Source organism: Natronolimnobius baerhuensis, assembly GCF_002177135.1.
Taxonomy (GTDB): Archaea; Halobacteriota; Halobacteria; order Halobacteriales; family Natrialbaceae; genus Natronolimnobius; species Natronolimnobius baerhuensis.
This window is the reverse complement of sequence record NZ_MWPH01000001.1, coordinates 284,502-310,350: the sequence shown is the minus strand read 5'-3', so window position 1 is coordinate 310,350 and position 25,849 is coordinate 284,502. Positions and strand designations below refer to the sequence as shown.

At 62.3% G+C, this 25,849-nt stretch carries 25 protein-coding genes; 16 read left to right on the top strand and 9 right to left on the bottom strand.

From position 1 onward, the window contains the following. Window positions 1–5: 5 nt before the first annotated feature. Complete coding sequence (locus B2G88_RS01565; RefSeq protein ID WP_087713789.1) at window positions 6–830, bottom strand: hypothetical protein; 825 nt, start codon at window positions 828–830, stop codon at window positions 6–8. 72 nt (window positions 831–902) lie between these two features. After that, window positions 903–1,730, bottom strand: coding sequence for an ABC transporter ATP-binding protein (locus B2G88_RS01560; protein ID WP_054864214.1), 828 nt, complete (start codon window positions 1,728–1,730; stop codon window positions 903–905). 193 nt (window positions 1,731–1,923) lie between these two features. Here B2G88_RS01560 and B2G88_RS01555 point away from each other — a divergent pair, with 193 nt between their 5' ends. Together B2G88_RS01555 and B2G88_RS01550 are read left to right on the top strand one after the other, a co-directional pair. Further along, window positions 1,924–3,585, top strand: coding sequence for a hypothetical protein (locus B2G88_RS01555; RefSeq protein ID WP_087713788.1), 1,662 nt, complete (start codon window positions 1,924–1,926; stop codon window positions 3,583–3,585). Between the two features lie 78 nt (window positions 3,586–3,663). Beyond that, on the top strand, window positions 3,664–4,662 hold the full coding sequence (locus B2G88_RS01550; RefSeq protein ID WP_054864169.1) for an aldo/keto reductase: 999 nt from the start codon (window positions 3,664–3,666) through the stop codon (window positions 4,660–4,662). Between the two features lie 89 nt (window positions 4,663–4,751). Here B2G88_RS01550 and B2G88_RS01545 read toward each other — a convergent pair whose 3' ends face one another. Continuing rightward, window positions 4,752–5,138 carry a hypothetical protein gene (locus tag B2G88_RS01545; RefSeq protein WP_087713787.1) on the bottom strand — a complete coding sequence of 129 codons (387 nt, stop codon included), beginning with the start codon at window positions 5,136–5,138 and terminating at the stop codon, window positions 4,752–4,754. 181 nt (window positions 5,139–5,319) lie between these two features. Here B2G88_RS01545 and B2G88_RS01540 point away from each other — a divergent pair, with 181 nt between their 5' ends. Further along, the gene (locus B2G88_RS01540) at window positions 5,320–5,754 is read left to right on the top strand and encodes a DUF7539 family protein (protein ID WP_054864170.1); all 435 of its coding nucleotides are present in this window, start codon (window positions 5,320–5,322) and stop codon (window positions 5,752–5,754) included. A 175-nt stretch (window positions 5,755–5,929) separates the two neighbouring features. Next, window positions 5,930–7,246 carry an MFS transporter gene (locus tag B2G88_RS01535; RefSeq protein ID WP_087713786.1) on the top strand — a complete coding sequence of 439 codons (1,317 nt, stop codon included), beginning with the start codon at window positions 5,930–5,932 and terminating at the stop codon, window positions 7,244–7,246. A gap of 22 nt (window positions 7,247–7,268) precedes the next feature. On the opposite strand, the gene B2G88_RS01530 is transcribed toward B2G88_RS01535, so the two are convergent. Beyond that, window positions 7,269–7,907 (bottom strand): thioredoxin domain-containing protein, encoded by a 639-nt coding sequence (locus B2G88_RS01530; protein ID WP_087713785.1) that lies wholly within the window; start codon window positions 7,905–7,907, stop codon window positions 7,269–7,271. Between the two features lie 113 nt (window positions 7,908–8,020). Further along, window positions 8,021–9,217: an iron-containing alcohol dehydrogenase gene (locus tag B2G88_RS01525; RefSeq protein ID WP_087713784.1), complete on the bottom strand. Its 1,197-nt coding sequence runs from the start codon at window positions 9,215–9,217 to the stop codon at window positions 8,021–8,023. 110 nt (window positions 9,218–9,327) lie between these two features. Here B2G88_RS01525 and B2G88_RS01520 point away from each other — a divergent pair, with 110 nt between their 5' ends. Next, on the top strand, window positions 9,328–9,621 hold the full coding sequence (locus B2G88_RS01520) for a hypothetical protein (protein WP_087713783.1): 294 nt from the start codon (window positions 9,328–9,330) through the stop codon (window positions 9,619–9,621). Between the two features lies 1 nt (window position 9,622). Here the strand turns inward: B2G88_RS01520 and B2G88_RS01515 are convergent, their stop codons facing one another. Further along, the gene (locus B2G88_RS01515; protein WP_054864043.1) at window positions 9,623–10,426 is read right to left on the bottom strand and encodes an AAC(3) family N-acetyltransferase; all 804 of its coding nucleotides are present in this window, start codon (window positions 10,424–10,426) and stop codon (window positions 9,623–9,625) included. A 281-nt stretch (window positions 10,427–10,707) separates the two neighbouring features. Between B2G88_RS01515 and twy1 the strand changes: the two genes are divergently transcribed. Further along, entirely contained in the window at window positions 10,708–11,688 is a 981-nt protein-coding gene (twy1, locus tag B2G88_RS01510) for a 4-demethylwyosine synthase TYW1 (RefSeq protein WP_087713782.1), read from the top strand. Window positions 11,689–11,761: 73 nt separating this feature from the next. Here twy1 and B2G88_RS01505 read toward each other — a convergent pair whose 3' ends face one another. Beyond that, the gene (locus B2G88_RS01505) at window positions 11,762–12,364 is read right to left on the bottom strand and encodes a TetR/AcrR family transcriptional regulator (protein ID WP_054864041.1); all 603 of its coding nucleotides are present in this window, start codon (window positions 12,362–12,364) and stop codon (window positions 11,762–11,764) included. A gap of 431 nt (window positions 12,365–12,795) precedes the next feature. On the opposite strand from B2G88_RS01505, the gene B2G88_RS01500 reads away from it, so the two are divergent. From B2G88_RS01500 to ribB, 5 genes are all read left to right on the top strand, one after another. Then, the gene (locus B2G88_RS01500) at window positions 12,796–14,526 is read left to right on the top strand and encodes a COG1361 S-layer family protein (RefSeq protein WP_087713781.1); all 1,731 of its coding nucleotides are present in this window, start codon (window positions 12,796–12,798) and stop codon (window positions 14,524–14,526) included. After that, the gene (locus B2G88_RS01495) at window positions 14,527–17,004 is read left to right on the top strand and encodes an efflux RND transporter permease subunit (protein ID WP_087713780.1); all 2,478 of its coding nucleotides are present in this window, start codon (window positions 14,527–14,529) and stop codon (window positions 17,002–17,004) included. A gap of 50 nt (window positions 17,005–17,054) precedes the next feature. Then, complete coding sequence (locus B2G88_RS01490; protein WP_087713779.1) at window positions 17,055–17,888, top strand: DICT sensory domain-containing protein; 834 nt, start codon at window positions 17,055–17,057, stop codon at window positions 17,886–17,888. A 174-nt stretch (window positions 17,889–18,062) separates the two neighbouring features. Further along, window positions 18,063–18,770, top strand: a complete 708-nt coding sequence (locus B2G88_RS01485) for a DUF120 domain-containing protein (RefSeq protein ID WP_087713778.1) — start codon at window positions 18,063–18,065, stop codon at window positions 18,768–18,770. Further along, a complete protein-coding gene (ribB, locus tag B2G88_RS01480; RefSeq protein WP_087713777.1) occupies window positions 18,767–19,495 on the top strand; it encodes a 3,4-dihydroxy-2-butanone-4-phosphate synthase in 729 nt (242 codons plus the stop codon). The genes B2G88_RS01485 and ribB overlap by 4 nt, the downstream gene beginning before the upstream one ends. Window positions 19,496–19,498: 3 nt before the next feature. Here the strand turns inward: ribB and B2G88_RS01475 are convergent, their stop codons facing one another. Then, window positions 19,499–19,858, bottom strand: a complete 360-nt coding sequence (locus B2G88_RS01475) for a DUF7471 family protein (RefSeq protein WP_054864040.1) — start codon at window positions 19,856–19,858, stop codon at window positions 19,499–19,501. Between the two features lie 221 nt (window positions 19,859–20,079). Between B2G88_RS01475 and B2G88_RS01470 the strand changes: the two genes are divergently transcribed. The 5 genes from B2G88_RS01470 to B2G88_RS01450 all read left to right on the top strand — a co-directional run bounded on the left by B2G88_RS01470 (window position 20,080) and on the right by B2G88_RS01450 (window position 25,332). After that, window positions 20,080–20,607 (top strand): winged helix-turn-helix transcriptional regulator, encoded by a 528-nt coding sequence (locus B2G88_RS01470; RefSeq protein ID WP_054864039.1) that lies wholly within the window; start codon window positions 20,080–20,082, stop codon window positions 20,605–20,607. 71 nt (window positions 20,608–20,678) lie between these two features. After that, on the top strand, window positions 20,679–21,953 hold the full coding sequence (locus tag B2G88_RS01465) for a beta-propeller fold lactonase family protein (RefSeq protein ID WP_054864038.1): 1,275 nt from the start codon (window positions 20,679–20,681) through the stop codon (window positions 21,951–21,953). A 3-nt stretch (window positions 21,954–21,956) separates the two neighbouring features. Further along, window positions 21,957–23,996 carry a copper resistance CopC/CopD family protein gene (locus tag B2G88_RS01460; protein ID WP_087713776.1) on the top strand — a complete coding sequence of 680 codons (2,040 nt, stop codon included), beginning with the start codon at window positions 21,957–21,959 and terminating at the stop codon, window positions 23,994–23,996. An 81-nt stretch (window positions 23,997–24,077) separates the two neighbouring features. Next, window positions 24,078–25,007, top strand: coding sequence for a branched-chain amino acid transaminase (locus B2G88_RS01455; RefSeq protein ID WP_087713775.1), 930 nt, complete (start codon window positions 24,078–24,080; stop codon window positions 25,005–25,007). Window positions 25,008–25,137: 130 nt separating this feature from the next. Continuing rightward, on the top strand, window positions 25,138–25,332 hold the full coding sequence (locus tag B2G88_RS01450) for a hypothetical protein (RefSeq protein WP_054863254.1): 195 nt from the start codon (window positions 25,138–25,140) through the stop codon (window positions 25,330–25,332). Between the two features lie 106 nt (window positions 25,333–25,438). Here B2G88_RS01450 and B2G88_RS01445 read toward each other — a convergent pair whose 3' ends face one another. Then, window positions 25,439–25,792, bottom strand: coding sequence for a nuclear transport factor 2 family protein (locus tag B2G88_RS01445; RefSeq protein ID WP_054863253.1), 354 nt, complete (start codon window positions 25,790–25,792; stop codon window positions 25,439–25,441). Window positions 25,793–25,849 lie beyond the last annotated feature (57 nt).

Below are 25,849 nucleotides of genomic sequence, written 5' to 3'. Positions count from 1 at the left end.
TCGCCTCACGCAGCGTTGTGGTTCGTAAACCGGCCGCCGTCCCAGCCTCGCAGCCGCGACCGGAGCACAGCCTCGAGCGCCCACGCGAGTGCGAGGACGAGCGCGTAGGGGCCGAACAGCAAAATGTGGACGTGGCTGTCGGTCGTGACGAACACCTCGTAGACCAGCAGATACGGGACGGGCGCGAACAGCACAGTTGGGAGGAGCAGTCCTCGAGCGAGCAACGCCGCGAGGGGGACTGCGGCGACGGCGGTCGCGAGAACGGCGATGGCCAGCGCCGTCGCGAGGCGTGGCAGACCGGACCGAATCGCCAGCAACATCGTCGCGACGCCGACCAGCGCACCGAAGCCGACGACGGCGCGACCGAGGTCCGCCCGCGACAGCGGCAGCTCGGGAAGGTTTCGGAGAGATCGCTCGCCGAGGCCGTATCCGCGTCGAATGCCGAACTCGAGGACGCCGGCGAACAACGCGAGCGCGAGCCAGACGTACCACGTGTTGGCGTAGCTGGCGACGTGGGTCGGGCCGTCGACGATGACGTACCCCTCGAATTCACTCCACTCGGGCATCGGCGTCGTCAGTTCGTAGTACGCGGTGCCGGCGAGTGCCGCGAGCCAGCCGAGTGCGGGTGTGAGCAACCGTGTGTACGCCGAAGCGAAGGCCGCAATCGCGCCGACTGCGAACAGCGCCACCGCGAGGACGGCGACGTCGCCGGTCGACTCGAGGATGGGATACGCTGCGCGGATGTAGAGGCCGAACACGATGGCGAGGTTTACGAGACCGCCAACGGCGGCGAGCGCGAGCGTCGTCGCGGTGGGCCGGGACCAGTGCATAGCAGAGATGACAGCACACAACTATTTATGCATATCTCCGAAGAATGGAAACAGAATTGGGTGTAAGCGATCCTACTCAGGCGATGCTTCCGCCGACCGCCTCGAGGCGTCCTCGCCGTGTTCCTGCGTGACCTCGAGGAAGGCATCCTCGAGACTGCGGGCTTCGCCGGTCTCGGCGCGGGATTTGAGGGTTTCGGGGTCGCCCTGTGCGACGAGTTCGCCGCCGTGGAGGACGCCGATTTCGTCGGCCAGTTCGTCGACCACGGGGAGGATGTGCGTCGAGAGGAAGATGGTCATCTCCCGGTCGGCCAGATCGGCGATTGTCTCGCGCATCGTCCGCGCCGCACGCGGGTCCAGCCCGCTCGTGGGCTCGTCAAGGAAGGCAACGGCCGGTTCGTGCAACACCGCCTGAATCACGCCGACTTTCTGACGCATCCCCTTCGAATAGTCGCCAATACGCTTGTCCGCATCCTCGAGCAGGCCGAATCGCTCGAGCAACGATTCGATGCGCTCGCTTGCATCCTCGGCCGGCAGATCGCGCAGTCCGGCGACGTACTCGAGTTGCTCGCGCCCGGAGAGTTCGTCGTAGATCGGCGGTTCTTCGGGCAGGTAGCCGATGTGGGGCGTGACGGCCTCGCGGTCGGTGATCGGGTGGCCGGCGACGCGGGCCGTCCCTGACGTCGGCTGGGTGAGCGTCGTCAGCATCCGCATCGTCGTCGTCTTTCCCGCGCCGTTCGGGCCGAGAAAGCCGTAGACGGTTCCCCGGTCGACCTCGAGCGTGAGTCCGGAGACGGCAGTCGTCTCGCCGTAGCGTTTCGTGAGGTCGGCAGTTTCGATAACGGCTGTCCCAGTGCCAGACGACCCTGGCGAAGATGGAGGCGAAGACGGAGACGGAACCATACCCTCCGTTGCGCTCGCATCCAGTTAAATCCATGACACCGGTGTCAGGCTCGGATGCAACCCTCGAGCACACGCCAGCAGACGACTCGCAGGTTCTGTGCGTGACAACGGTCCAAACGGTTTACGTAGCAGGCGGCCTGATATCAGGTATGAAAACGCCGGGAGAGAACGCTGTGTGTGGCGGTGAGATGCAGTGACGAACGCCGCTCTCAGCATCGCCGGGATGGAGTGTCGGCGGACGATTCGCGCGGTTACCGGCGACCGGACGAAGATTCTCGTCATGGCGGCCATCGGGGTTTTCGCGTTCGGCCCGTTGACGGCCGTGGCGCTGCTCTTGCTGCCTGAACTCGGTGAGCAGGTCGCAGCGGGAGCTGTCGATCCGGAGATGGCGTCGATGATCCTCGAGATCGTCCCCGGTATCGTCGCCGTCGCGTGGCTCTTCGTGGTGCTGATGGGGGCGATTCGGACCGTGACGACGGCCGCCAAGATAGACAAGCCCGCCTGCCTGCTCGTCTCGACGCGACTGCGCAACGTCGTCGTCGGCGTCGTCGGCGCGGAAATCCTCCTCTTTTCGCTGTGGGTCGTCCCGCCCGCGCTGGTCCTCGCGGGTGCGTTTGCCTCCGGAGCCGGGACGATTCTGCCCGTTCTCATCGCTCCACTGGTCGTCGCCCTCGTGCTGGTGACCGCGATCCCGGTTGGGTTCGTCATCGGCGTCTGCTTCCGTCACCTGATCACCGTCTACGAACCGATTGCGCGCTATCGCACCCCGCTGCTTGCCCTGCTCGCGCTCGCGTACTTCGGCTCGATTGCAACCGGCTGGTTCAACGAGATCACCGCCGTCCTCTTCGACCTCCTCGGTGATGGCCCACTCGGCTGGCCCGGCCATCTATTGTTGTTCGCGGTTCCGGGCGTTGCTCCCTCGAGCACGGCCGCAATTGGTGCGGTCGTCGCGGCGGTGGTCGTCGCGCCACTGGCCCTCGTGGTCGGCGAAGCCGTCGCTCGCATCCACTGGTACGCGGATCCGGCTCGAACGGGTGACGAGACCGTCTCGGACGCCGACTCGTCGAATCGACTCTCGAGCCTCCTCGCACACGGTCTCTCCCAGCCGACGCGGACCGTCGCGGTGACGGCGATTCGCCGGACGAAACGCGCGCCGATTCGCCTGGCCTACGCCGCCTACCCGCTCTTTGGGACGTTATTTTTCGCCCAGGAGATCATCCAGACCGGCACCGTCCCGACGTATCTCGCCGTCGCGCTCTGTCTGTACGTCGTCTGGGGTGCGGGCGTCCTGTTCACGCTCAACCCGCTCGGGGACCTCGGACAGGCGCTCCCCGCCGTCCTCACGTCGACGCTCTCCGGCACGGACGCGATCAGAGGCCGAATGATCGCCGGTTCGCTCGTCGGCGTCCCGCTCGCCGTCGTCGTCGCACTCGTGATGGGACTGAGTAGCCCGCTCTCGCTCGAGGCGACGGGCGCGCTCGTCGTCGGGACGGCCGTCGGGGCGGTCGTCACGCCGGGGCTCGCGGCCGGCATCGGCTCCGTATTCCCTCGATTCGGGAGCGTCAAGGTGACGAACAACAGCGAGGCGGTCATGCCGAGCAAGATGGCGTTTCTCGTCTACACGGTCGCGATCATGCTGCCCGCGGGCGCGGCGGTCGTCCTTTACACCGACTCGGCGGCGTTTATCGCTGAGATCGCCACGATGACGGCAACCGTCGTCCCGCAGGTCGAGGCGACGTTCGAGGCGAGCACCGTCACGACGCTCTCGTGGACGATTCTCGTCATCGGAGTGATCGCGCCGCCGGTCGCCTACCGCTACGCCGTCGAGCGCTTCGACTGGTACCGACTCGAGTGAGATTCACGGTTTCGTACCCCCTGCGACTCGCCGCTTCCCGATTCGTTTTACCCGTTGCTCGCCAACGTCCGGGCGACTATGGAGTATACCACGCTCGGCAACACGGGGACGACGGTCTCGAAACTCTGTTTCGGCACCTGGCGATTCGCGATGGAAAGTGGCGGCGTCGTCGAAACTGACCAGACCGCAGCAAACGACCTGCTCGATACCGCCTGGGAGAACGGCGTCAACTTCATCGACACCGCGAACGTCTACGGCGATCCAAACGGCACCAGCGAGGAGTGGATCGGCGAGTGGCTCGAGGATCACGACCGCGAGGACTTCGTCATCGCCTCGAAGGTGTACTTCCCATTTGACGGCTGGGGCGAGCCCGGCCCGAACGACTCCGGCCTCGGGCGCAAGCACATCCGCGCCCAGATCGAGGGCACCTTAGAGCGCCTCGGCACCGACTATCTCGACGTCTACTACATCCACCGCTGGGACGAGAACACGCCGATCCGCGAGACGCTCTCGGAACTCACGCAACTCGTCCGCGAGGACAAAGTCCGCTACCTCGGGGCCTCGACGATGGCTGCCTGGCAGCTGACGAAAGCGCTCTGGGAGAGCGACGTGAACGGTCTCGAGCGCTTCGACGTGACCCAGCCGATGGTCAACGCGGTCCAGTACGACGAGGTCAGCGACTATCTCGAGGTCTGTGCCGATCAGGACCTCGCTGTGTGTCCGTACTCGCCGCTCGCGGGCGGCTTCCTCACCGGCAAGTACGAGCGCACCGACGACGGCGGCGTCAAAGCGCCCAACGGCTCCCGGGGCAGTCTCGACGAGATGTTCGACGAGTGGTACGTCACGGAGCAAGCCTGGGACGTGCTCGAGGCAGTCGAGAGCGTCGCCGACGAACTCGATGCCTCCCCGGCACAGGTCTCGCTGCGCTGGCTGATGGACCAGCCGGACTATACGTGCGTCCCAATCGTCGGCGCGCGAAAGCCAACCCAACTCGAGGAGAACGTCGGCGCGGTCGAACTCGACCTGAGCGACGACCAGTTCGAGCGCATCGCGGCGGCTCGGAATCCGAGCGAGTAACGCAGATGTCGAGAATTCGGTAGACACACAGCGGCGTACAACAGCCGCTCTGTAGCGGGTACTGACGGCGGTCGGTCGTCCAGTGGCTGCTATTCCGTGTCGTCGGACGTTTCCGGAAGCGGTTCGACGCGAAACAGATACTCCGCATACACGCCGTCGAGATTCGCGGGACTCTCCGCGGCGGTGTGGTCCCGACAGAGGGACGCCGTCGCTTCGACGGCACCGTGGCCGGTTTCCTCCTGATACCGTTCGACGACGGTAAACGACGCCGACTCGGTGCAGCCTCGCCGCTGACACTCGGCGGGAGGATCAGCGGATTCGTCCTCCGTGCGGCGGACCGCTGTGTCGTCGTCCTGGTCGTCACGCGCTGGTTCGGCTTCGTCGTCACGGTCGAGCGCTTCCTCGAGTTCTCGCTCTCGCTGGCGATCCTCCGCGTCGCGCGCTTGGTCCTCTCGCCCCTTTTTTGTGTCTGCCATAGTATGGCACACGTCCGTGAACGGGATAACGCTGCGGGCGGCACTCGCGAGTCGCTCCGAGAGTGGGACTACCCCACCTCAGCAGTCATGTCAGTGGCGAGGTGACGAGAGCCTCGTCGCAACGGTCACTGTGTGCTACCAATGTACAAACGTTGATTGCCGTGGGCCTCCTCAGAACCGTATGGTCGAGGGTCCAGACGAGCGAGAGCGACAACTGGTCGTCCGAGCACGGTCCCAGCTGGAGCAGTGGACGAACGGTGCCCGTACAGCGGCCTACCGTGAACTGTTCGAGGGCAACGATCCGATCCTCTCCCCTGACGAACTGCACCGCCTCGATGCGTTCGACTCGGCGCTGGAACGACACGGTGGTGACGGCGTCTGGGGGACCGATCAGTACGGTATCCACACGGGCGGCCCCACAGGTTCCGACACCGCACTCGGGGTCGTCTGCGTGTATCACCCACAGATCACCGACGACTCCGTCCTTCGTGGCGGCGACGGGATCGACGACGACCTCGAGGAGCGCCTCAATGCGGCGCTCTGGCAGTACGGCGAACGCGTCGCAACGCTCATCGACGACGAACTCGAGGCGTTCGTGCGCGAAACCCAACGTTAGCGCCGCTGGAACCGACCGCGACGACGACGGGGATCGGCACACTCGGGGACGATCCGTGCCGTTTTCGTAGCGGTTCCGGAGCGTGCTCGAGGGCCGCGTCTCGAGGCCGAATCGGATACCGGCCTCACTTCTAGGTTCCGAACTATTTTACCCGTCGTTCGTTGAATCACCGATAATGACACAACAACAGGCCGAAGTCTCGGGGCCACTCGATGCGTTCCGGCAGTTCATGTCTCTGCGGCGGGATGTGCTCGTCCTCTCGCTGGCGATGTTCGCGTTCAGTCTTGGCTTCCAGATGACCAATCGATTTCTGCCGGAATACCTTGCGTTTCTCGGCGCAAGCGGACTGATCATCGGAGCCTGGGGGACGTTCGGAAACGTCATCGGCGCGGTGTATCCCTACTACGGCGGCGTTGTCTCCGACCGCGTTGGGTCGCGGTACGCACTGACCGTCTTCGGCTTTCTCTCAACACTCGGCTTCGGTATCTGGCTCGGCTCTGCGTTCGTCCCGGCTATCGACCTCGGTGTGATCGTCCTCGAGCCGTGGGTCTGGGTGTTCGTCGGCCTGCTGCTCGCACAGTGTTGGAAATCGTTTGGCATCGGCGGCCACTACGCAATCGTCAAGCAAGCGACCGAACCCGAGCGCCTGGCACACGGCTTTGCGAGCACGGAGACGTTTCGCCGAACAGCGTTTCTGATCGCACCGCTGATCGTCGCCGCCCTCGTCGCCGACCAGCTCATGCCCGGCTTCCTCTGGGTACTCGTGATCGGACTCGTCTTCGCATTGCTCGGAACAATCCTCCAGCATTTCATGTACGAGGCCGCCGAGGACACCGTCGGCAAGGAGTTCGAAGGCTTCGGCCAGATCGCCAACGATCTTCGAGCGCTGCCAGATCCGTTACGCCCGCTGCTGGTCGCAGATACCTTCGTCCGCTTTGCCAACGGGATGGTGTACGTCTTCTTCGTCCTGGTGATCACACAGTTCATGGATATCGGCTTGAACGTGTCGCTCCCCCTCGTCGGTGCGATTGACCTCGCGCCCGCCGCGTTCTTCGGCGTCCTGCTTGGCATCGAAATGCTCGTCGCGTTGCTGACGATGGCTCCCGCCGCCACATTGGCCGAACGAACGGGTCTCAAACCGATTGTCGGACTCGGCTTTCTGGTCTATGCCATTTTCCCAGTAATGCTCATCTTCGCGCCCGAAAATGTCTGGGTCCTGCTCGTTCTCTTTGCGTTCTCCGGCCTGCGCTTTGCCGGCCTACCGGCACACAAGGCCCTCATCGTTGGTCCCGCAGAGCAGGGTTCCGGCGGCCGTGTCACCGGCTCGTACTACTTTGTTCGCGGTCTCATCGTGATTCCAAGCGGCCTGATCGGCGGCGTCCTCTGGGAGTACGCCACGCCCGAACTCTCCTTTACTATCGCCTCGAGTATCGGCCTCATCGGCGTGGTCTACTTCGCCATCTTCGGCCAGGAGTTCGAAGCCTACCGCTAATCTCGAGGTGGGCGTCTCGAGATTACCGCGCCTCGTCAATCGCAGTGGTGACTGCATCCGGATCCGTTGGCTCGTCGACGGTCTCCCCGTCGACGATAACAGTTGGCGTCCCCTCGACCCCGTTTTCCTCGCCATGGTCCCAATTCGCGGCGAGCGTCGGATAGTACGTGTCGCCCTCGAGTGCATCTGTCACGACCGCTGGGTCGACATCGACCTCCGCTGCAAGCGCGGCGATCTCGTCGGCGCTCTCGGGGTCCGCCGCCATCACCGCGGCTTTGTAGTCGAAAAATCTGCCGTTCGGATCGTCGTCAGTTCGGGTTTCGTTTTGCACTGCACGCGCGGCGTTTGCCATGGCGAGCGACGCGTCCGAGGCCATGACGACGAAGTCGTGGTGGCGATACTCGATTTCGTCCGTTGCGATGTACTCGTCCTCGAGCACCGGAAACACATCCGCCTGAAACTCCTGACAGTACGGACAGCCCATGTCTTCGTAGCCCTCGACCGTCACCGTGCCATCGCCGAGCGTCGGCGTTGGCAGTTGCTGATCTGGGTCGACGTTCTCGAGGTCATCCGGCGTTGAGGCCTCGAACAGCGAGGTACAACCCGCTGTAGCGATGGCGACGGTGCCGGCGGCCGTGGCGAGAAACGAACGACGATTCATGTACGGGAGAGAGGAGCCAGACCCCATTAGAGGTGTCGTTCCAGTGGAACTGACGACCGTCTGCGGTCGCCTGGTAATCTGGACAAGAGACCGTCTGAACGCCTTTGAGAACCTTAGTACGCTGTTTCGAACACGTCGATGATATCCCGTTTGTCCATCCGACGTGGATTCCGGTCGATGTTATGTTGGGAGTGCTCGAGGGCAATCTCCGCAAACTCGTCGAACTGCGACTCGTCGACATCGGCCTCGAGGTCCCGGATCTGGTTCGGAATGCCGATATCGTCGTTGAGCGATTTGACGGCGTCGACGCTTCGATGGGCGCGCTCGAGGGTAGTTTCGTCGTCGCGTTCGGGGACGCCAAGTAGGGTTGCGATGTCGGCGAAGCGGTCGGGTTCGGCGGGGACGTTGTACTCGATGACGTGGGGCAGGAGGACGGCGTTTGCCAGCCCGTGGCCGAGTCCGCACTCGGTGCCGAGCGGGTAGGTGAGCGCGTGGACGGCTCCGAGTCCGGAGTTGACGAACGCCTGGCCGCCGAGCATCGCCGCGAGACTCATCCCGTAGCGGGCCTCGTCGTTGTGCTCACCCTGATGGACTGCTTCGCGGAGGTGCTCGCCGGTCAGGTCGATGGCGTGGCGCGCGAGCCCGTCGGTGTAGGGCGTTCGCAGCGTCGACGTGTAGGCCTCGATCGCGTGGGTGAGCGCGTCCATGCCGGTCGCGGCCGCGACGCCCGGCGGCAGCGAGCGCGTCAGTTCGGGGTCGACAATCGACAGATCGGCGTAGAGGTGCTCGGAGTAGACGACCTTCTTGTTGCCGTCGTCCTCTCCGTCCGCGAAGACGCCGATGTGGGTCACTTCGCTGCCCGTCCCCGCCGTCGTCGGGAGCAAGATCGTAGGCCGGCCGGGACCCGGCACGTTGCCCATTCCCAGCATATCCCGTACCGGCTCGTCGTGTGCGGCCAGCGCCGAGGCGAGTTTCGCCGTATCGAGACTGCTCCCGCCGCCGATTCCGACCACCGCGTCCGCGTTCGTTCGCTCGAGTTGCGCGGCGGCCGCCTCCGCGAGCGCGAGTTTCGGCTCCGGCTGGACGCCGTCGTAAATCGACACCTCGACGCCCGCCGCCTCGAGCGCGTCGATCACCGGGTCGGCCGCACCCGCCTCGAGAACGCCCGCGTCTGTGACGACCAGTACTGACTCGAGACCTTCTTCGGCCGCGTAGGACTCGAGTTCGGCCGTTGCGCCCATGCCGTAGCGAATGTCGTTCGGACTGCCGACGCCGTTGACGTCGTCGATTGATCCGATGCCGTCGAACATGCCGGAACAGACAGCGAACACCCTCAAAAACGTTGACGTTCACGGTGAGGTTTTGTTCGGCACTACGTCGCTGACAGAACGCTTTTGCGCTGGCAGCCGTATCGTCACGTATGGACCTCACAGATGCCCTTGTTGCTGTTCTCGGTATTGTGGTTTCAGCCGGACTCGTTGGCTGGACCTACCGGGATGCAATACGAAATGAGGTCTCTCGCCCTCGGTTCTGGGCAGTGTGTTCCGGCGGTGCGTTCGCGCTTGGCGTCGGTCTCTATCTCTTCGCAACAGTTCCGACGACCGGCGTCATCATGACCGCAAACACCGGGATCGTGCTCTATACGTTCGAACGCGAGGTCTCGAGCGAGGACGACGAGGCTGCAGAACCGGGCGAACTGCCACACGGCAAGTGACTCACTGGACCAGATAGTACGGATCCGCCTCGAGTTTTGGCTCGAGGAACTGTGAGAGGTCGTTGGCTCGAAATGCCATCACGTCGAGGCCGTTGAGCGAGGAGTAATCGAGGACGCCTGCGGCTTTGGCATCCTCGCGGATCTTTTCGCGGTTCCAGTAGTAGACGTACTCGTTCTTGTCGAAACTCGTCTGTGTGATTTGTCTGGACTCGCCGTCAGGATAGTGAATCGTCCCGTCAGTGTCGGCGAGTTCAGCATAGGGCGGATCGGACGTCATCTCGATGTAGTGTAACTGCGTGCTGATGAGCCAGGGCGTGCCGACATTCACCACGAGGACGTTATCGTCGTCGAGTTTCGCAAAACAGCCGTCCTCGCCGAACGTATCGTGGTGGTCGCAGTCGTCGAAGCGGTACGAGCCGTGGACCAGAATCGAGTGAATCGCATCGTCCGTCCGGTACTGTGCATCCTCGAGAAAACACCGCGAGAACGCGCCGATCTGGGGGACAGAGTCGCGTTTATCGTACTCGCGCGTGTCACGAAACGACGGGGTAAATCCGGGTGCAAGCACCGATTCGAACTGGTCGGTGAGCCGGTCGAACAGAAATTCGTAGGGATCTGTCTCGAAGGCGTCCGAAACGTCGCTCAGCCCCGCATGGACGAAGACGACGTCCTCGTCGTACTGGGAGAGTAGTTGCTCGAACAGCGCCGGATCGACCCGCCCAACCGTCTCGCTCCCGGTTTTCTTCTTGACGAAGTACTTTCCGGTACACCACAGCGTCCGTGGAAGATGGCCGAGTTCCGTCATTGCGTACGCGGGTGCGGTCCACTCGCCCGCATTACGGCGTGCCCCGGAGTCTGTGCCCTGCCCGACTGCCTTGCGTTCTCGTGTCGCCTCTGGTACACGGACTGATCACGCGTTGATAGTGTGGTTGTGACCCATTGTTAGTCGGCGTTTGTCACAGTCTGTACGCGCCTCGAGGGCTGGTACGCGCCGGCTACACCGTCAAAATCACCACCTGTGGCTGCTCGTCGGGTGGGGGCGCTCGAACGTGGAGGTTTTTGCCGTTGGGGTCTAGTCCTCGCCTAATGAGCGATTCCGAGGCAGGGCCGAATCAGGTCGATTCGCCCGACTACCACAGCGAGAACCACACGGCCGCCCAGACCTGCGGCTGGACGGCCAACGCCCTCCGCGGTGAGGGTCGCTGTTACAAAAACATCTGGTACGGCATCGAATCCCACCGCTGCATCCAGATGACGCCGGTCGTCAAGTGCAACGAACGCTGCGTCTTCTGCTGGCGCGACCACCGCGGCCACGCCTACGAACTGGACGACGTCGAGTGGGACGACCCCGACGCCGTCGCCGACGCCTCCCTCGAGTTACAGAAGAAACTCCTCTCGGGCTTCGGCGGCAACGACGAGGTCCCACGCGAGCGCTTCGAGGAAGCCATGGAACCGCGCCACGTCGCGATCTCACTCGACGGCGAACCCACGCTCTACCCCTATCTCCCCGAACTGCTCGAGGCCTTCCACGAGCGCGATATCACGACCTTCCTCGTCTCGAACGGCACGAATCCCGACGTGCTCCGAGAGTGTGACCCGACGCAACTCTACGTCAGCGTCGACGCCCCCGAACGCCACACGTTCGATCAGGTCGTCAAAGCCGTCGACGACGACGCCTGGGACCGCCTCCTCGAGACGATGGCCGTCCTACGAGCAAAAGACGAGACCCGAACCGTCCTGCGGACGACGCTCGTCGACGGCGAGAACATGCACCATCCCGACTGGTACGCCGGATTCTACGACCTGGCCGATCCCGATTTCATCGAACTCAAAGCGTACATGCACGTCGGCCACTCCCGCGGTCGGCTGGACCGCTCGTCGATGCCCGACCACGAAGAGGTCATGGCGTTTGCGGAGGCGGTCGGGGAGTACATGCCCGAGTTCAGCGAAGTAAAGGGTGTGCCACCGTCTCGAGTCGCTCTCCTGTCGAAGACTGAGGATACGTGGGTACCAAAGTTAAAGAAAGACAGCGAGTTCTGGGAACGCGATCCAGTGACGGGTGACTGATCGCTCTCCGAGAGCACCGAGACCGTACGTTCGGCGGTAATTGCAGAGAAACTGAGATGGACGAACAGTTCGGTCAGTCCTCGAACAGGCCATCGACAATCGTGTCGATCAACTCGTCTCTAATCTCGGAGTATCCAGGTACCGCGTCTCGAGAATGAAGGTCTTTGTATCGCGTGCTAAAAACGAGGGTTCGAAAGAACTCGTTGACGACTGCTGGGTCGTCGTATTTGAACGTCTCGAGATCGGTCCACTCGTCTGTCGCCACGAAGACATCGTCGAGTTGGTTCGACAGTTCTGCTCGCTTCGTGTCCGACAGCTGTGTTTGTAGCGTTCGAACCTCGTCCTCGATAATGAGGTTCTTGACGATTGGGTTCGATTCGACTGCCTCGAACGTTTGCTCGAGCGCAACTCGCACCTGCTCGCGTGGCTCGGGTTCGGTCTCGATTTTCTCCTCGAGATCGACCGTGAACCGTTCGACTTCCGTGTACAGCACTTCCGTATAGAGGTGTTCCTTCGAGTCGAAAAATCGATAGAAGGTACTCGTTCCGATATCGACCTCGTCGGTAATATCCTTGATGCGCGTTCGCTCTAAGCCGAACTGAATGAATAACGCTCGCCCTGACTCGATCAGGTCGGCTCTAATTCGTTCCCGTTCCTCGTCGCTGAATCCCTTCATTTACGTGTTGCTCCTGTCGGTGCGTGCTGGTCGTAAATCAATGCGTCCCTTCGCTATGGGGTGACAGGACGGCAGGTCGCTGTCTCGCCGTTCGGTCTGGCGCTGTAACTGCGTGGCGCTGGTCGTCTTCGAAACGCCGAGTCTGGACGCAAATCGCTGCGCGTCTGCACTCGAGTGTGCCACCACAGTACGTCGCGTTCCTGGTGTCCGCGCCCACATGCCCCGTTGTGGCCGGTCGATTGTCATCAGTTCTCGTGCCCTACCAGAAACTCATGAATAGAAACCTTTTTTATTTTTCTATTCTCAGGTTCCTATATGACGAGCGTAGTCGCCAAACCGAATTTTGCGAGAGAGACGGCTGATACTACGAGTGACGGCTCGCTGCCCGAGCAGCGACGGATCCTTCGAGTACAGCCCGTGGAGGGAGTCGTATGACGTTCAGGTCGTCGCTTACGGTTGTGATGGCTCTGCTGTTGGTCACTTCAGGCGTGTTCGCCGCCGGCGTTGGAACAGTAGTCGCTGACGATGATGACGACGAGATGAGTCCTGAAGAGGAAGCAGCGTACGAAAAAGGCCTCGAAGAGGGTGAACTGAGAGGTCAGCAAATAGCCATGTCCCAGATGCAAGGCTCGGAATCATACGATGTACACGGTGAGCCGGATCTGGATGTCATCGTACCGAACCCAATCGTCCAGCCCGGTGAGACCAACGAAGTCCCCCTCGTCGTCACGAATGACGGCGAGTTCGAGCGCGGAACTGGAGACATGCGAGAGGCCGTCACGACGGCGCGAAACGTCGAACTCGAGGCCGACGCGGACGACACGCCATTGACGGTCAGAAGCGGGACAATGGCAATCGGCCCCGTCGCGGATAGCCAACCGAACGACGCCACTACACTCGCAGTCGATGTGCCGAACAATATCGACGCTGGCACGTACTCCATCGACGTCGACGTTTCTTATGACTACACGTGGCGCACAACCTCGAGTAGAGGTGTCTACGAACGCTCTGCGTCGGATTCGATGACCATCGATGTCGTCGTCGACGACGATGCACGGTTCGAAATCGTCGATGTCTCGACCGATGCACAGATCGGCAACTCGGGAACGATGACAGTGGAGGTCACAAACGTCGGCAACGAAACCGCCTCGAACGTCAACGTCGCCCTCGAGTCGATGAGTAGTGGCTTCCTGTTCGGCGATCTGACACACGAGACGACGACGGCACAGGATACCGCAATGATCGACGAACTCGAGCCGAACGAGACGGCACCGGTGAAATACGACGTCTCGGTGCTGCCGGGAACGTCGGAACGGTACTACATGCTCGATGGGACCGTGACGTTCGAGACGCCCGATGGCCTCCAACGAGCCGATGACAGCCCGACCGCGGGCGTCACTCCACTTGCAGAACAGCGCTTTAGCATCGACAACGTCGACTCATCCCTGTACGTCGGCGAAGACGGTTACCTCCACGGCGTCGTCACGAACGACGGCCCAACGAAAGCCGAGAACGTCGTCGTGCAGTACACCGACGAGTCCCAGACGGTGATCCCAATCGAACCGAGCATCGCCGTCGGCTCGCTCGAGCCGGGCGAATCCGAGGCGTTCAGCATGCCACTCGACATCAGTAGCGAAGCCGAGGCAATCGACCGGACAATCGACCTCGGCGTGGTGTATCGCACCGCCGACTTCGAACAGCGGATGTACGAGGATCTCGAGGTCGTCACAGCGGTGAACGAACAGCGCGATGAGTTCATCGTCGATGTGCCGGACCGCGAGATTGCGGCCGGTGACGAGAAACACATCGACGTCGAGGTGACGAACAACCTCGATGAGACCGTCACGGACGTCGAAGCGAGCCTGTTCGCCAGCGACCCACTCGACAGCGACGACGACGAGGCGTTCATCCAGGAACTCGAGCCGGGCGAAACCGTGACAATGACGTTCCAGTTGGACGCAGACGGCGACGCAGCCGAAAAAACGTATCCGATTTCGTTCGACTTCCGCTACGATGACGCCTCCGGCACCAGCCACCTCTCTGATACGACGCGCGTCGCTATCGACGTCACTGCCAGCAGCGGTGGGCTTCCGGTCGGCGCAATTGCAACGATCACGGTTCTCAGTCTCGGTGCGGGCGCATACATCTTCCAGAGGAGATAAATGACGGACCTCAGTGAGCGAATCGAGGGCGCGACCGAGCGTCTCAACGAGACAATTGTCTCTCGTCCGAAAACGGTCGTACTGGTTTTCCTGGTGCTGACAGTCGTCTTTGCAGCCGGGATTCCGCTGATCGAGACGGAGACCGATATGACCGACGCGTTCACAGAGGACTTAGCGGAACAGCAAGCCTACGACACAATCGAATCGGAGTTTGCTGGCCCGTTCACCACCGACGAAGAGAGCACACAACTCATTCACACGAGTTCGAACGTACTCACCCGCGAGGAGTTACTTGCCAGCCTCTCCGTCCTCGAGCAGGTCGACGACCAGTCCGACCTGCGTATGGACGGTGCGAACGGTCCCGCACCAATCGTCGCGCAGGCAATCGACGAGACCGCACAGACACCAACCGAACAGCGCCAGGTTCTCGAGGGAGCCACGGACAGACAAGTCCGAGAGACAGTCCGGGCGCTTGGCGAGGAGCCAGGCTTTGCGGGATTGCTTGCGGATGACTTCAACGAGGGTTCCCCTGCCGCATCGGCGTCGATCACTGTCGTCACACACGACGTTCCGTCGGGGTTCAGCGAGGAGGATCTGTCCGATATCCAACTGGGCGTCGAGTCGATTGCCGACGACGAATCGGCCAACATTATCATCTTCGGCGAGGGGATCATGTTCGACGAGTTCGAGAACGTCATCATCGACTCGTTGGCGATTGTGATGCCCATCGTCGTCCTGTTGATGCTCGCGTTCCTCATCGCGGCCTACAGGGATCCAATCGATCTCAGCCTCGGCTTGCTCTCGCTCCTGTTGACGGTCGTCTGGACGTTCGGCTTCCTCGGCTATGCGGGGATTCCGTTCGATCAGCAACTGGTCGCCGTCCCCGTGTTATTGTTAGCAGTCGGGGTCGACTTCGGGATTCACATCATCAACCGCTACCGCGAGGAGACGATTCAGGGCTATGAACCCCTGGAAGCGATGCGAACCGCGAACAACCAGTTGATGATCGCGTTCATCATCGTGACGGTAACGTCTGTCTTCGGCTTCGGCGCGAACGTCGTCTCCGATCTCGATCCGATCCGGAACATGGGGATCGCCTCGGGGATCGGCATGCTGTTTACGTTCCTCATCTTCGGGATTCTCCTCCCGTCGATGAAGTTGCTTGTCGACGACTTCCGGGAGAAACATGGCGTCCCAGAATTCAACTCGACGCCAATTGCCTCGGAAGACTCCTCGCTCGGGCGCATCCTGACGCTTCCAGTGAAAGCCAGCCAGTACGCACCAACGGCGTTCGTCCTCGTGATTCTGGTCAGCGGCGCTGCAATGGGTGCCTACGGCACTGGCGTCGACACCTCCTTCGACGAAGAGGACTTCCTCCCGCCCGAAGACGAAGAGTGGTACATCGAGTACATCCCCGAGCCGTTCGCACCGGGTGAGTACACCTTCACGCAGACCATCAACATCCTCGAGGATCGCTTCGACGCCAATCAGGATGAGACGGTCACGATATTCGTCGAAGGACCGTTCGAGGAGGAACACGCCCTCGAGGCCCTTGATCGGGCGAACGACGATCCACCGAGTAGCCTGGCCGTCGCACCGGGTGGCGAAGCGGACGAACAGAGTATCATCACGGTGATCCAGTCGTATGCCGAACAGGACGAGGAGTTCGCTGCACTCGTTGACCGCAATGACCGAAGCGGGAACGGGATTCCGGACAGAAACCTCGACCGGATTTACGACGAACTGTTCGCATCACCAGCCAGTTCGCAGGCTGAACAGTACCTCACGGACGACCGCCGCGGCGCACAGATCGAGTACGTGATCGATACTGAGGCGAGCCAGGAAGATGCTGCCGAAGACGGTGCCGCCTTCGCTGAGGACTTCCACTACTCGGCGACGGCAACCGGCCAACTCGTCATCTTCGATGCGATTACAGGGATGATCTTCGACTCGGCAGTTGATGGATTGATCCTCGCGCTCGTGCTCTCCGCTGTCTTCCTCGTCGTCATCTATGCGATCCTCGAGCGTCGACCGTTGCTCGGAATCGTGAACCTGTTCCCGATTGCGATTGCAGTGGCGTTTCTCATCGGGACGATGCGGCTGCTTGGCATGCCGCTGAACGCGCTGACGGCGACGATCCTCGCAATTTCGATTGGCCTTGGAATCGCCTACACCGTCCACACCACCGCGCGGTTCATCGACGAGTACAACGCCACCGGCGACCCGGTGACGGCGCTCACGACGACGCTGTCGGGGACCGGCGGTGCACTCACCGGCAGCATGCTCACGACATCGCTCGGGACGGGTGCGCTTGCACTCGCGATCACGCCAGTCCTCGGGGACTTCGGGATGTTGATGGCGCTGAGTGTGTTCTACTCGTTCGTTGCGTCCATCGTGGCGCTCCCGCCCGCACTCTTGCTGTGGGCAAAGTTCGACAGCGCAGACGGTGGATTCGAGCGAATCCCAACACCCTGGTAACGGACCCACCGGCGACAATCTTTAAGCCCGTCTCAGTCGATTGTTTGCAAGTGAGTCTGCGAACGTTTCTCGATTCAGCAGGGACGCCGAATCACGCAATTGCAGTGCTCGGCGATGACGCCGAAGACCCCCTTGGGGAACTCCTCGAGACCTCGTTCACCGACAGCGAAATCGACGTGCAACTCGAGGCGGGACAGCGTGAGACGGGCAGTGTTGAAATAGACGACACAGTCGTTGCAGTCGAAGGCGAGTCCCCCATCGCCACGGACGATCCCCTCGCCGTCTTACTCGAGGATGGCACACCGGTCGCCTCGTCACCGCTCTCAGAACTGTACGAGACGGTGCTTGCGATCAACTCGGATCTCTTTATAACTGGTGCGCGAGGGTTAGGAGAGATTGAACTGCCGGACCTTCTTACAACCCTCACAGACACGCGCCTCCGACTCCGGGGTTATCCGCTTTCACACAAGGAAAAGTTGCTGTTGATCCTCCTGTCGCGCTACATCGAACAGACCGCCTGGGAGGCAGACAGTGGCACGATCCGCTCGTCGTTCCAGCACCTCGAGCGACTCGAGGACGAACTCGGAACCCGCCGCGTCTACGAACGACTCGCCGACACCGGCGTCGACGTGCATCTCTACGGGATGGCAGAAGACGAGGTTACCCCCGCAGCGGCGCTCGACGCAACAGTACACACGGGCTCGAGCGCTGAGTACCGAGACGGCTGGTTCGTCGTTCATCGACCGCCCGATCCGACCGCGTCGGATGCGACACCGGCAGCACTGGTCTGTCTCGAGGTCGAACCGCGGATCTGGGACAGCTTCTGGACGTTCGATCCCGAAACGGTCGTTGCGGTCGATAACTACATCGCATCGACTCTTTGACCGACTGCGGACTCACCGTTACGCCCGCCGTAAACGGATGCAAGACCAGAGGGTTTTCTACGGGCCGGTACCGACTTCTGAACAAGCGGCGTACACGCGGATGAACTGCGTAACAGTTGTGTTACGCATGCCATATCCGATACGCTTTTGAGGTGTCCGGCCAAACGTCGGAGTATGTCACTCACAACGGAGTCCGCCGTTGGCCCCGACGAGCTTGCAGTGTTGAAACTGCTGGCACTCGAGGGCGGACTCGAGGGCGATCTCAAGATTTCTTGTTCGCGGCTTGCAGACCGTCTCGACGCGTCGAATCAGACTGCCTCGAGACGCCTTCAGCGACTCGAGAGCGCCGCATTGCTCGAGCGCGATACCGTCAACGACGGCCAGTGGGTTGCGATCACCGATGCCGGCGAGCGCGCCCTTCACGGCGAGTACGAAGAGTACCGTCGCATTTTCGAGACGGACGCCGAAGTCGCCCTCGAGGGCACCGTCACGAGCGGCATGGGCGAGGGTCGCCACTACATCTCGCTGCCGGGCTATCAGCGCCAGTTCGAAGACCGCCTCGGGTACGAACCGTTCCCCGGCACGCTGAACGTCGACCTGCGCGAGGACAGTGTCCGCCGACGCAGCGCCGTCTCCTCGCTCGAGCCAGTTTCCATCGATGGCTGGGAGGACGACGACCGAACCTATGGTCCCGCTGTCTGCTATCCAGCGACGATTGAAACCAGCGACGGCGAGACCTACGAGGGCGCACACACAATCGCCCCCGAGCGAACCCACCACGACGAGGACCAACTCGAGGTCATCGCCCCGATCAAACTCCGCGACGAACTCGCACTCGAGGACGACGACTTCGTGACCGTTGCCGTGGGTGATCGCCAATGACCGGCCACCACGCCGGCCCGCGCTCGAGTTCGAGCGGTGACGCCGAGACGGCCGCAACCGATGTGAGCACCGACGCCACCGACGACGCACTCGAGCACGCTCTCGAGTCGCTGCGAGCGGGCGAGCCAATTTTGGTCCACGACGCGGCCGACCGCGAGGGCGAGACGGACCTGATCTATCACGCCGACGCCGTCACGCCCGATGCCGTGGCTCGCTTGCGAAACGATGCTGGCGGCCTCGTCTGTGTCGCCCTCGGCCACGAGATCGCCGAGACGTTCGACTTGCCCTTCTACGCCGACGAGATCGACCACCCCGCGGCCGCCGACCACGAACTCGGCTACGACGACCGCTCGTCGTTCTCGCTGACGGTCAACCACCGCGATACCTACACCGGCATTACGGACGCTGATCGCTCGAAAACCATCCAGGCACTCGGCGAGGCAGCCACCGAGCCGGCCGCCGTCGACTTTGCCGAGGCGTTTCGCGTCCCCGGCCACGTCCACCTGCTGAAAGCCGCCCCCGACTTACTCGCCCAGCGCGAGGGCCACACCGAACTCGGCGTTGCACTCGCCGACGCCGCCGACCGTTCGCCCGCCGTCGTCGTCTGTGAGATGTTAGACGACGAAACCGGCGGCGCACTCGACCCGGCTGACGCCCGCGCCTACGCCGACCGCTACGACCTCGCATATCTCGAGGCCAGTAGCGTCCTCGAGCGACTCGGCTAAGATTCAGTCACCGTTTCTTCCACCGGACTCGAGCACCGACTCGCTCGAACTGGCACCGCTTCGATACACTGCATACAGAATGAGCACGGCAATCGCGAAGTCGACGCTGTGTTCCATCAGGTGATGGAACGCCATCGGAACGAGTCCGAACACGGTCCCGAGTCCGATCACCGAGCGTGCAACCAACAGGCCAAGAACGATTGTAATCAGCAGATAGCGTTGTGATCGGCGCCTCGAGTAGGCGACGAGGCCACAGCCAAAGAGAATCGTCGTGCCGATCACCGCCAAAATGATGATCGCGAGCAGTACCGGTGCGAGTTCCGGGCTGACCCACTCGACGTCGAACGGAGTCGTATGATGCATCGCCGCTATCGTACATCGGTGGGACGGTCACGTATGTGCTTCGGTGGTCGCCCCCTCGAGCAGACGGTGAGTTATAACAGCCACTCGTAGAAAACGAGTCGTTCGGAACGCCAAACCGACATATGACCCGTTCTCATCTATCGGGAACGATGAGAATCCGTTATGGTAACTGCGCCACTAGCGCCGAGTAAGCAACCACCTCGAGTGTCTATCGATCATCCATGACTACAACCAGAGGCCAGATCAGAACGCACGTCCAGTCGAACGCCGGCATCCACTTCAACGAACTCGTCAGGGAGTCAGAGTTCGCCCCGGGACAGATTCAGTATCACGTCCGGCGCTTGATCGACAGCGGCGACCTCGTCCGCGGCGAGTTTTACGGTCGCACTCACTACTATCCGCCAACCTACGACGAGTGGGAACGCGCCGCCCTCGCGCTCTTTCGACGCGAAACGACCCGCGAACTCGTCGTCTATCTCATCGAGCACGAACCCGCCGAACCCGCCGCAGTCGCCGCTGCCCTCGATATCGCTCGCAGCACCCTCGAGTACCACCTCGAGCGACTCGTCGAGCGCAACATCGTCGACAAATCCTACGACCACCGCAATCAGGTCACGCTTACGCTGGCAAATCCTGAACGGACCGGCGAGTTACTCTCGGCCGTCGAACCCACGGTCCCCGACCGGCTCGTAGACCGGTTCACTCGACTCGTCGATGACTTGCTCGAGGCCGGTGCTGAATCGCGCTAGTTCGACGATTGAACCATAATTTCGACAGTCGTACCAGAACAATAAATAGTCGATATGAAAGATGCGGCCGTATGGAGCGCCCCGTCAAACGACGGCGATTGATACAGGCGATGAGTGGCGGACTGGTAGTCGGTGTTGCCGGCTGTCTCGGCGGCGACGACGACACCGGCAACGGTGACGATGAAACCGGAGACGATCACGACGACCACGACGATGATCTCGAGCACGATCATGACGATGATGAAGGTGAGGAGGGCGACGCACCCGGCAGCGACGGACACGCCTACGCGTTCAGCCCGGACACCATCGCGATTATCGACCCCGAAGCGGGCGAGGTCGTCGACGAGATCACCGACGGCATCGACGACAACGGCTGGGGCGATACCCGAATCACGGCTGATTTCGGCGAACTCTACGCCATCGAGGAATCGCTCGATCAGGTGCTCGTGATCGACACCGAGACGCGCGAAATCGTCGCCGAAGTCGACATTGGCCCCGACGCGACACACATGTACCACCCCAACGACGACGAAATGTGGGTCCACGCCGACGCAGAGGGGACGTTCTACGTCATCGACACCGACGACCACTCGGTCATCGAAACCGTCGAATCCGGCCTCGAGGCCGAAGGCCACGGCAAACTGCTGTACCACGAGGACTTCGGCTCGATGGGCTACGCGACGAACGTCAACGACCCCGGCGCGCCCGTGATCGACCTCGAAAACTACGAGCGAAGCGACTTCATCGAGTTCGACGACGAAGAGCAGGGCACCCACTACAAGGCCTATGCTCCAGAAACCGGCCTCGCGTACTTCGAGTACGGCGACGTGACGGTCGTCGTCGACACCGAGGATGACGAAATCGTCGACGAACTCGAGTTTGCAGGTGGGATGTACCTCACACCGGACGAGCAAATTCTCGGTGTTCTCGATGGCGATCAGGTTCGATTCCTCGATGCCACGAGCGATGACAGCGACGAACTCGGCGCGGTCGACGTCGGCGACGGTCCCGACGCGCTGCGCTACTACGACGGTGACGACGGACTGTACGCCTTCACCGCACACACCATGACCGACCAGGCGTCCGTGATCGACGTCGACGCCCTCGAGGTCGTCGAGACGCTCGCAGTCGGCGATATCGAGCGCCCCGAAGACGCCCACCACCTCCATCGCTCGGCGGTCGCCGGTGACGAGTACTTCTTTACTCCGGCCGAGGCAGACGGCTTCGTCGCCGTCGTCAACATGGCCGAACAGGAACTGATCGAGCACGTCGAAGTCGCAGATGGCGTCGACACCGTCCAGTACGTCGGCGACTCCGGCACCGGCTACACCGGTAAGCTTCGATAATCGATGCCCCGAACCCCAGCATCGTCCGACCGCCGCCCTGAAACTCGCGCCCGCATGGTGGCTGCCCTCGCGGTCGTCGGCCTCGTGGCCGCGCTCGCGCTCTCGAGTCTCGCGATGCCGGTCGCGGCTCATGCCTACCTGAGCGAGACGGATCCCGCAAACGGCGAGCAGGTCGAAACGCTGCCAGAGGAGGTGACGCTGACGTTCTCCGGTGACGGCGTCCAGAATGCGGATATCGCCGTCACCAATCCAGATGGCGAGGACATCAGTAGCGACCCCGAAATCAACGCCGACGACACGCAGATCGTTACGGTTCCGCTCGAGGCCTCAGACGGCGACGCCCCCGAGGGCATGTACACCGTCGACTGGGAGGTCCTGGCCGACGACGGCCACACGACCGCCGGTTCCTTCTTCTTCAGCCTCGGTGACGAACCGCTCGACCGCGACGCCGTCCTCGAGGCCTACGAAGACGACGACGAAGTCGACGACGAGGTGCCACCGCTCGAGACCGCCGCGAAAGGACTCCTGCTGGTTGCACTCGTCGGCCTCGTCGGTGGGCCTACCGCCGGGGCACTGGCTGTCTATCCCGTTGCCGACCGGCTCAATTCCTCGACGCACGTCGTCGACCAGCGTCTCAAACGACTGCTAGCCGGCGCAGCCGTCGTGTTGCTCGCGGCGGTGCTCGCACTCGGCTACGTACAGGCTAGTGCGGTCGGCTCGCCGTCGCTCGAGGTGTTCCTCGAGTTCCTCGAGATGCCACTTGGACAGGCGTGGACCGTGCAGTTTGTAGCCGCACTCGCCGTCTGCGGCGTGCTGGCACTCGGCCTCGCAGGCATCGGTTCTCGCCCCGTCTGGCTCGGCGGCACCGCGCTCGGCGCGGTCGTCGTCGGCGCGGCAGTCAGCTGGACGAGTCACTCCGCGACGGCAATCGACCGCCTCCAGGGGATGACCGTCGACTTCGTCCACATCGGCGGCGCAGCGCTCTGGGTTGGCGGACTCGTCGTTCTCGCACTCGTCGTTCCCGCAGTCCTTCGAGAGACACCGCCAGCGGATCGGGCAGCGCTTGCCGCGGGCACGATCCGACGCTACTCGCTGCTCGCACTCGCTGGCGTGACGCTCGCCGGCGCGACCGGCCTCGCGCTTGCCGCTTGGCACGTCCCCTCGCTGTCGGCCCTCACGGAGAGCGTCTACGGCACAGCGCTCTCCGCGAAAACCCTGCTGGTCCTGCTGGCGCTCGGCCTCGGCGGCCTCACGCGGTTCGTCCTGCTTCGCCACCTCGAGGCCTCAGCAAGCGACGAGTCGGGGACGACCACTTCGTTCGTTCGCGTCGTCCGCCTCGAGGTCGCCGTCCTCGTCGTCGTTCTCTTGCTCTCCGGGCTGCTGACCTCCGTTCCGACGGCCGCAGTCGTCGGCGGTAGCGACGACGGTCCGGAACTCGCGACCATCGAACGCGAGGGCGACGACATCGATATCGCAGTGACGGCACTTCCCGCCGAGACGTCGCCCGCTGCTGCGGGCGAACAGTTCCACCTCGAGGCGGACGAGCCAATCGTCTTCGAGGTCGCGTTCACCGAGGCAGGCGCAGCCGGTGACAACGCGACTCCCCTCGAGTCGGACCAGACCGTTCGGCTCACGGCCGACGCCGTCGACGGCGACACGACGTTCGATGTCGACCTCGAGCGGACCGATGACGGTACGTACGCGGTCGTCCAGCCGTTCGCCGATGCCGGGCACTGGGATATCCGTGTGACTGGCAGTCCGGATGAGCAGTTCGTCAGCGAGTGGCTCGAGGTGTACGTGGCGGCGGAGGGAGGCCATGATCACGATGATCACGGAGACCACGATGACCATGCCGAAGTCGAGGACCACGACCACGACGACCATGCCGGAGTCGATGACCACGACCACGATCCAGACACAGACACTGACTCCGCGTTCGCCACGCTGCTTCAGTTCGGTGCCATCACCGTCGGCATCGTTGGCAGCCTCGCCGTCGTCGTCGAATCCGTCCGGTTTCGTGATCGGGATCGGGGTCGCGACTGACCGGCCCGTGGACTTCACTCGAGTCGATTTCTGCTCGTAAATCGCGAACACTTAGTACGGTGGCTTTCAACACACACGATCATGGGATTCGACGAGATGGATGTCGACACGATCTGGATGGACGGCGAGTTCGTCGACTGGGACGACGCCCAGATCCACGTGCTCACGCACGGACTCCACTACGGCAGCGGCGTCTTCGAAGGCGCGCGCTGTTATGACACCGAAGAAGGGCCAGCGATCTTCCGCTGGGAGGAACACCTGGATCGACTCTACCAGTCCGCAAAGCCCTACGAGATGGAGATCGACTTCTCGAAGGAGGAACTCACCGAGGCCACGCTCGAGCTCATCGAGCGCCAGGAACTGCCCTCCTGTTACATCCGGCCAATCGCGTACTACGGCTACAACTCACTCGGCGTCAGCCCCGCCGACTGCCCGACCAAGACCGCTATCGCCGTCTGGCCGTGGGGCGCCTACCTCGGCGAGGAAGCCCTAGAGCAGGGCATCGAAGTGATGATCTCCTCGTGGCGAAAACATGCCTCGAGTCAGATTCCGACGAACGCGAAGACCACAGGCCTGTACGTCAACAGCATGCTCGCGGGCGAGGAAGCCCGCCGGAACGGCTTCGCAGAAGCCATCGTGCTGAACAAGGAAGGCAACGTCGCGGAAGGCCCCGGCGAGAACATTTTCCTCGTGCGTGACGACGAAATCTACACGCCCGGCCTCTCGGAGTCGATTCTCGACGGCATCACCCGCGACACCGTCATCACGCTCGCGGAGGATCTGGGCTACACCGTCCACGACAACGTCTCGATCTCTCGAGGTGAACTCAACACGGCCGACGAGCTGTTCTTCACCGGCTCTGCAGCCGAAGTGACGCCCATCCGGAAAGTCGACAACGTCGTCATCGGCGACGGCTCGCGCGGCCCGGTTACCGAAGACATCCAGTCGGAGTTCTTCGACGTCGTCGAACGCAAGACCGACGCCTACGACGAGTGGTTCACCTACGTCTGAGACGCGCTGAGGACATCCTGTCTGGCGTGCTCTGACCCGCTGCCAGCGAGTGGAGCGGCCAGTATAGTCTCCGAATCGTTCGGTTGCAGTATCCAGAAGCGATTACTGTTTGCCAACCGACCTGTGCTCAATGACGCACGATGGCAGCAGCGAGGTCGCCGCTATCGATTCTTGGGAGGCGTTCTACGACCGTGAGCGATACGGACTGCGCCTCTGGCTCCTCGCGTTTGTCTCGTTCGTGCTGTTTGCACCACTTGGCGTGGTCATACTCGGCTACATGTTGTATGAATACTACCGCGAACGGGCCGACCGAAGGCGTCACTGAGCACCGTCGGTACTTGCCATAGCACAACACCTCGAGTCCTCCTGTTGATGCTCGAGAGGCCGTTTCATACCGACAAAAGAACCAGTTTGACACTGCGTACGGGTACTTAGGCGTCGTTCAGATAGACGCTGATTCGCGTGATCGACTCCTCGTGCTCGTCGAACTCCACGACATCGCAGAATTTCGCCTCGAGCGTGCCGTCGTCCTTCTCGCCGGTGACTGTCCCCTCAGCGACGGAGGCGTCCTCGTCGTGGACGAGCAGCGACACCTCGTGTGTTGAGTTCGAGAGGCCGCGCAGTTCGTTGACGTAGCGTGCGAAGCCGTCGAATCCCTCGAGCGTGCCCGAGAGCGATTCGTAGACGAACTCATCGGCGAGTGCGTCACGGGCAATCGCGGGGTCTTCCTCGTCCATCGCGTCGAAATACGCCTGAATCAGGTCCGCTCGGTCGTCAGTAGCCATCACACAGTCCTTTCACATGCTGTCCAATAAACCCGTTCGTCCAGCGTCGGGTGACGA

What these genes read in the sequence shown, in the direction of transcription:
- B2G88_RS01565 (WP_087713789.1), bottom strand. Translation starts at nt 830, where the DNA reads ATGCACTGGTCCCGGCCCACCGCGACGACGCTCGCGCTCGCCGCCGTT.
- B2G88_RS01560 (WP_054864214.1), bottom strand. Translation starts at nt 1,730, where the DNA reads ATGGTTCCGTCTCCGTCTTCGCCTCCATCTTCGCCAGGGTCGTCTGGC.
- B2G88_RS01550 (WP_054864169.1), top strand. Translation starts at nt 3,664, where the DNA reads ATGGAGTATACCACGCTCGGCAACACGGGGACGACGGTCTCGAAACTC.
- B2G88_RS01545 (WP_087713787.1), bottom strand. Translation starts at nt 5,138, where the DNA reads ATGGCAGACACAAAAAAGGGGCGAGAGGACCAAGCGCGCGACGCGGAG.
- B2G88_RS01540 (WP_054864170.1), top strand. Translation starts at nt 5,320, where the DNA reads ATGGTCGAGGGTCCAGACGAGCGAGAGCGACAACTGGTCGTCCGAGCA.
- B2G88_RS01535 (WP_087713786.1), top strand. Translation starts at nt 5,930, where the DNA reads ATGACACAACAACAGGCCGAAGTCTCGGGGCCACTCGATGCGTTCCGG.
- B2G88_RS01530 (WP_087713785.1), bottom strand. Translation starts at nt 7,907, where the DNA reads ATGAATCGTCGTTCGTTTCTCGCCACGGCCGCCGGCACCGTCGCCATC.
- B2G88_RS01525 (WP_087713784.1), bottom strand. Translation starts at nt 9,217, where the DNA reads ATGTTCGACGGCATCGGATCAATCGACGACGTCAACGGCGTCGGCAGT.
- B2G88_RS01520 (WP_087713783.1), top strand. Translation starts at nt 9,328, where the DNA reads ATGGACCTCACAGATGCCCTTGTTGCTGTTCTCGGTATTGTGGTTTCA.
- B2G88_RS01515 (WP_054864043.1), bottom strand. Translation starts at nt 10,426, where the DNA reads ATGACGGAACTCGGCCATCTTCCACGGACGCTGTGGTGTACCGGAAAG.
- twy1 (WP_087713782.1), top strand. Translation starts at nt 10,708, where the DNA reads ATGAGCGATTCCGAGGCAGGGCCGAATCAGGTCGATTCGCCCGACTAC.
- B2G88_RS01505 (WP_054864041.1), bottom strand. Translation starts at nt 12,364, where the DNA reads ATGAAGGGATTCAGCGACGAGGAACGGGAACGAATTAGAGCCGACCTG.
- B2G88_RS01500 (WP_087713781.1), top strand. Translation starts at nt 12,796, where the DNA reads ATGACGTTCAGGTCGTCGCTTACGGTTGTGATGGCTCTGCTGTTGGTC.
- B2G88_RS01495 (WP_087713780.1), top strand. Translation starts at nt 14,527, where the DNA reads ATGACGGACCTCAGTGAGCGAATCGAGGGCGCGACCGAGCGTCTCAAC.
- B2G88_RS01485 (WP_087713778.1), top strand. Translation starts at nt 18,063, where the DNA reads ATGTCACTCACAACGGAGTCCGCCGTTGGCCCCGACGAGCTTGCAGTG.
- ribB (WP_087713777.1), top strand. Translation starts at nt 18,767, where the DNA reads ATGACCGGCCACCACGCCGGCCCGCGCTCGAGTTCGAGCGGTGACGCC.
- B2G88_RS01475 (WP_054864040.1), bottom strand. Translation starts at nt 19,858, where the DNA reads ATGCATCATACGACTCCGTTCGACGTCGAGTGGGTCAGCCCGGAACTC.
- B2G88_RS01470 (WP_054864039.1), top strand. Translation starts at nt 20,080, where the DNA reads ATGACTACAACCAGAGGCCAGATCAGAACGCACGTCCAGTCGAACGCC.
- B2G88_RS01465 (WP_054864038.1), top strand. Translation starts at nt 20,679, where the DNA reads ATGGAGCGCCCCGTCAAACGACGGCGATTGATACAGGCGATGAGTGGC.
- B2G88_RS01460 (WP_087713776.1), top strand. Translation starts at nt 21,957, where the DNA reads ATGCCCCGAACCCCAGCATCGTCCGACCGCCGCCCTGAAACTCGCGCC.
- B2G88_RS01455 (WP_087713775.1), top strand. Translation starts at nt 24,078, where the DNA reads ATGGGATTCGACGAGATGGATGTCGACACGATCTGGATGGACGGCGAG.
- B2G88_RS01450 (WP_054863254.1), top strand. Translation starts at nt 25,138, where the DNA reads ATGACGCACGATGGCAGCAGCGAGGTCGCCGCTATCGATTCTTGGGAG.
- B2G88_RS01445 (WP_054863253.1), bottom strand. Translation starts at nt 25,792, where the DNA reads ATGGCTACTGACGACCGAGCGGACCTGATTCAGGCGTATTTCGACGCG.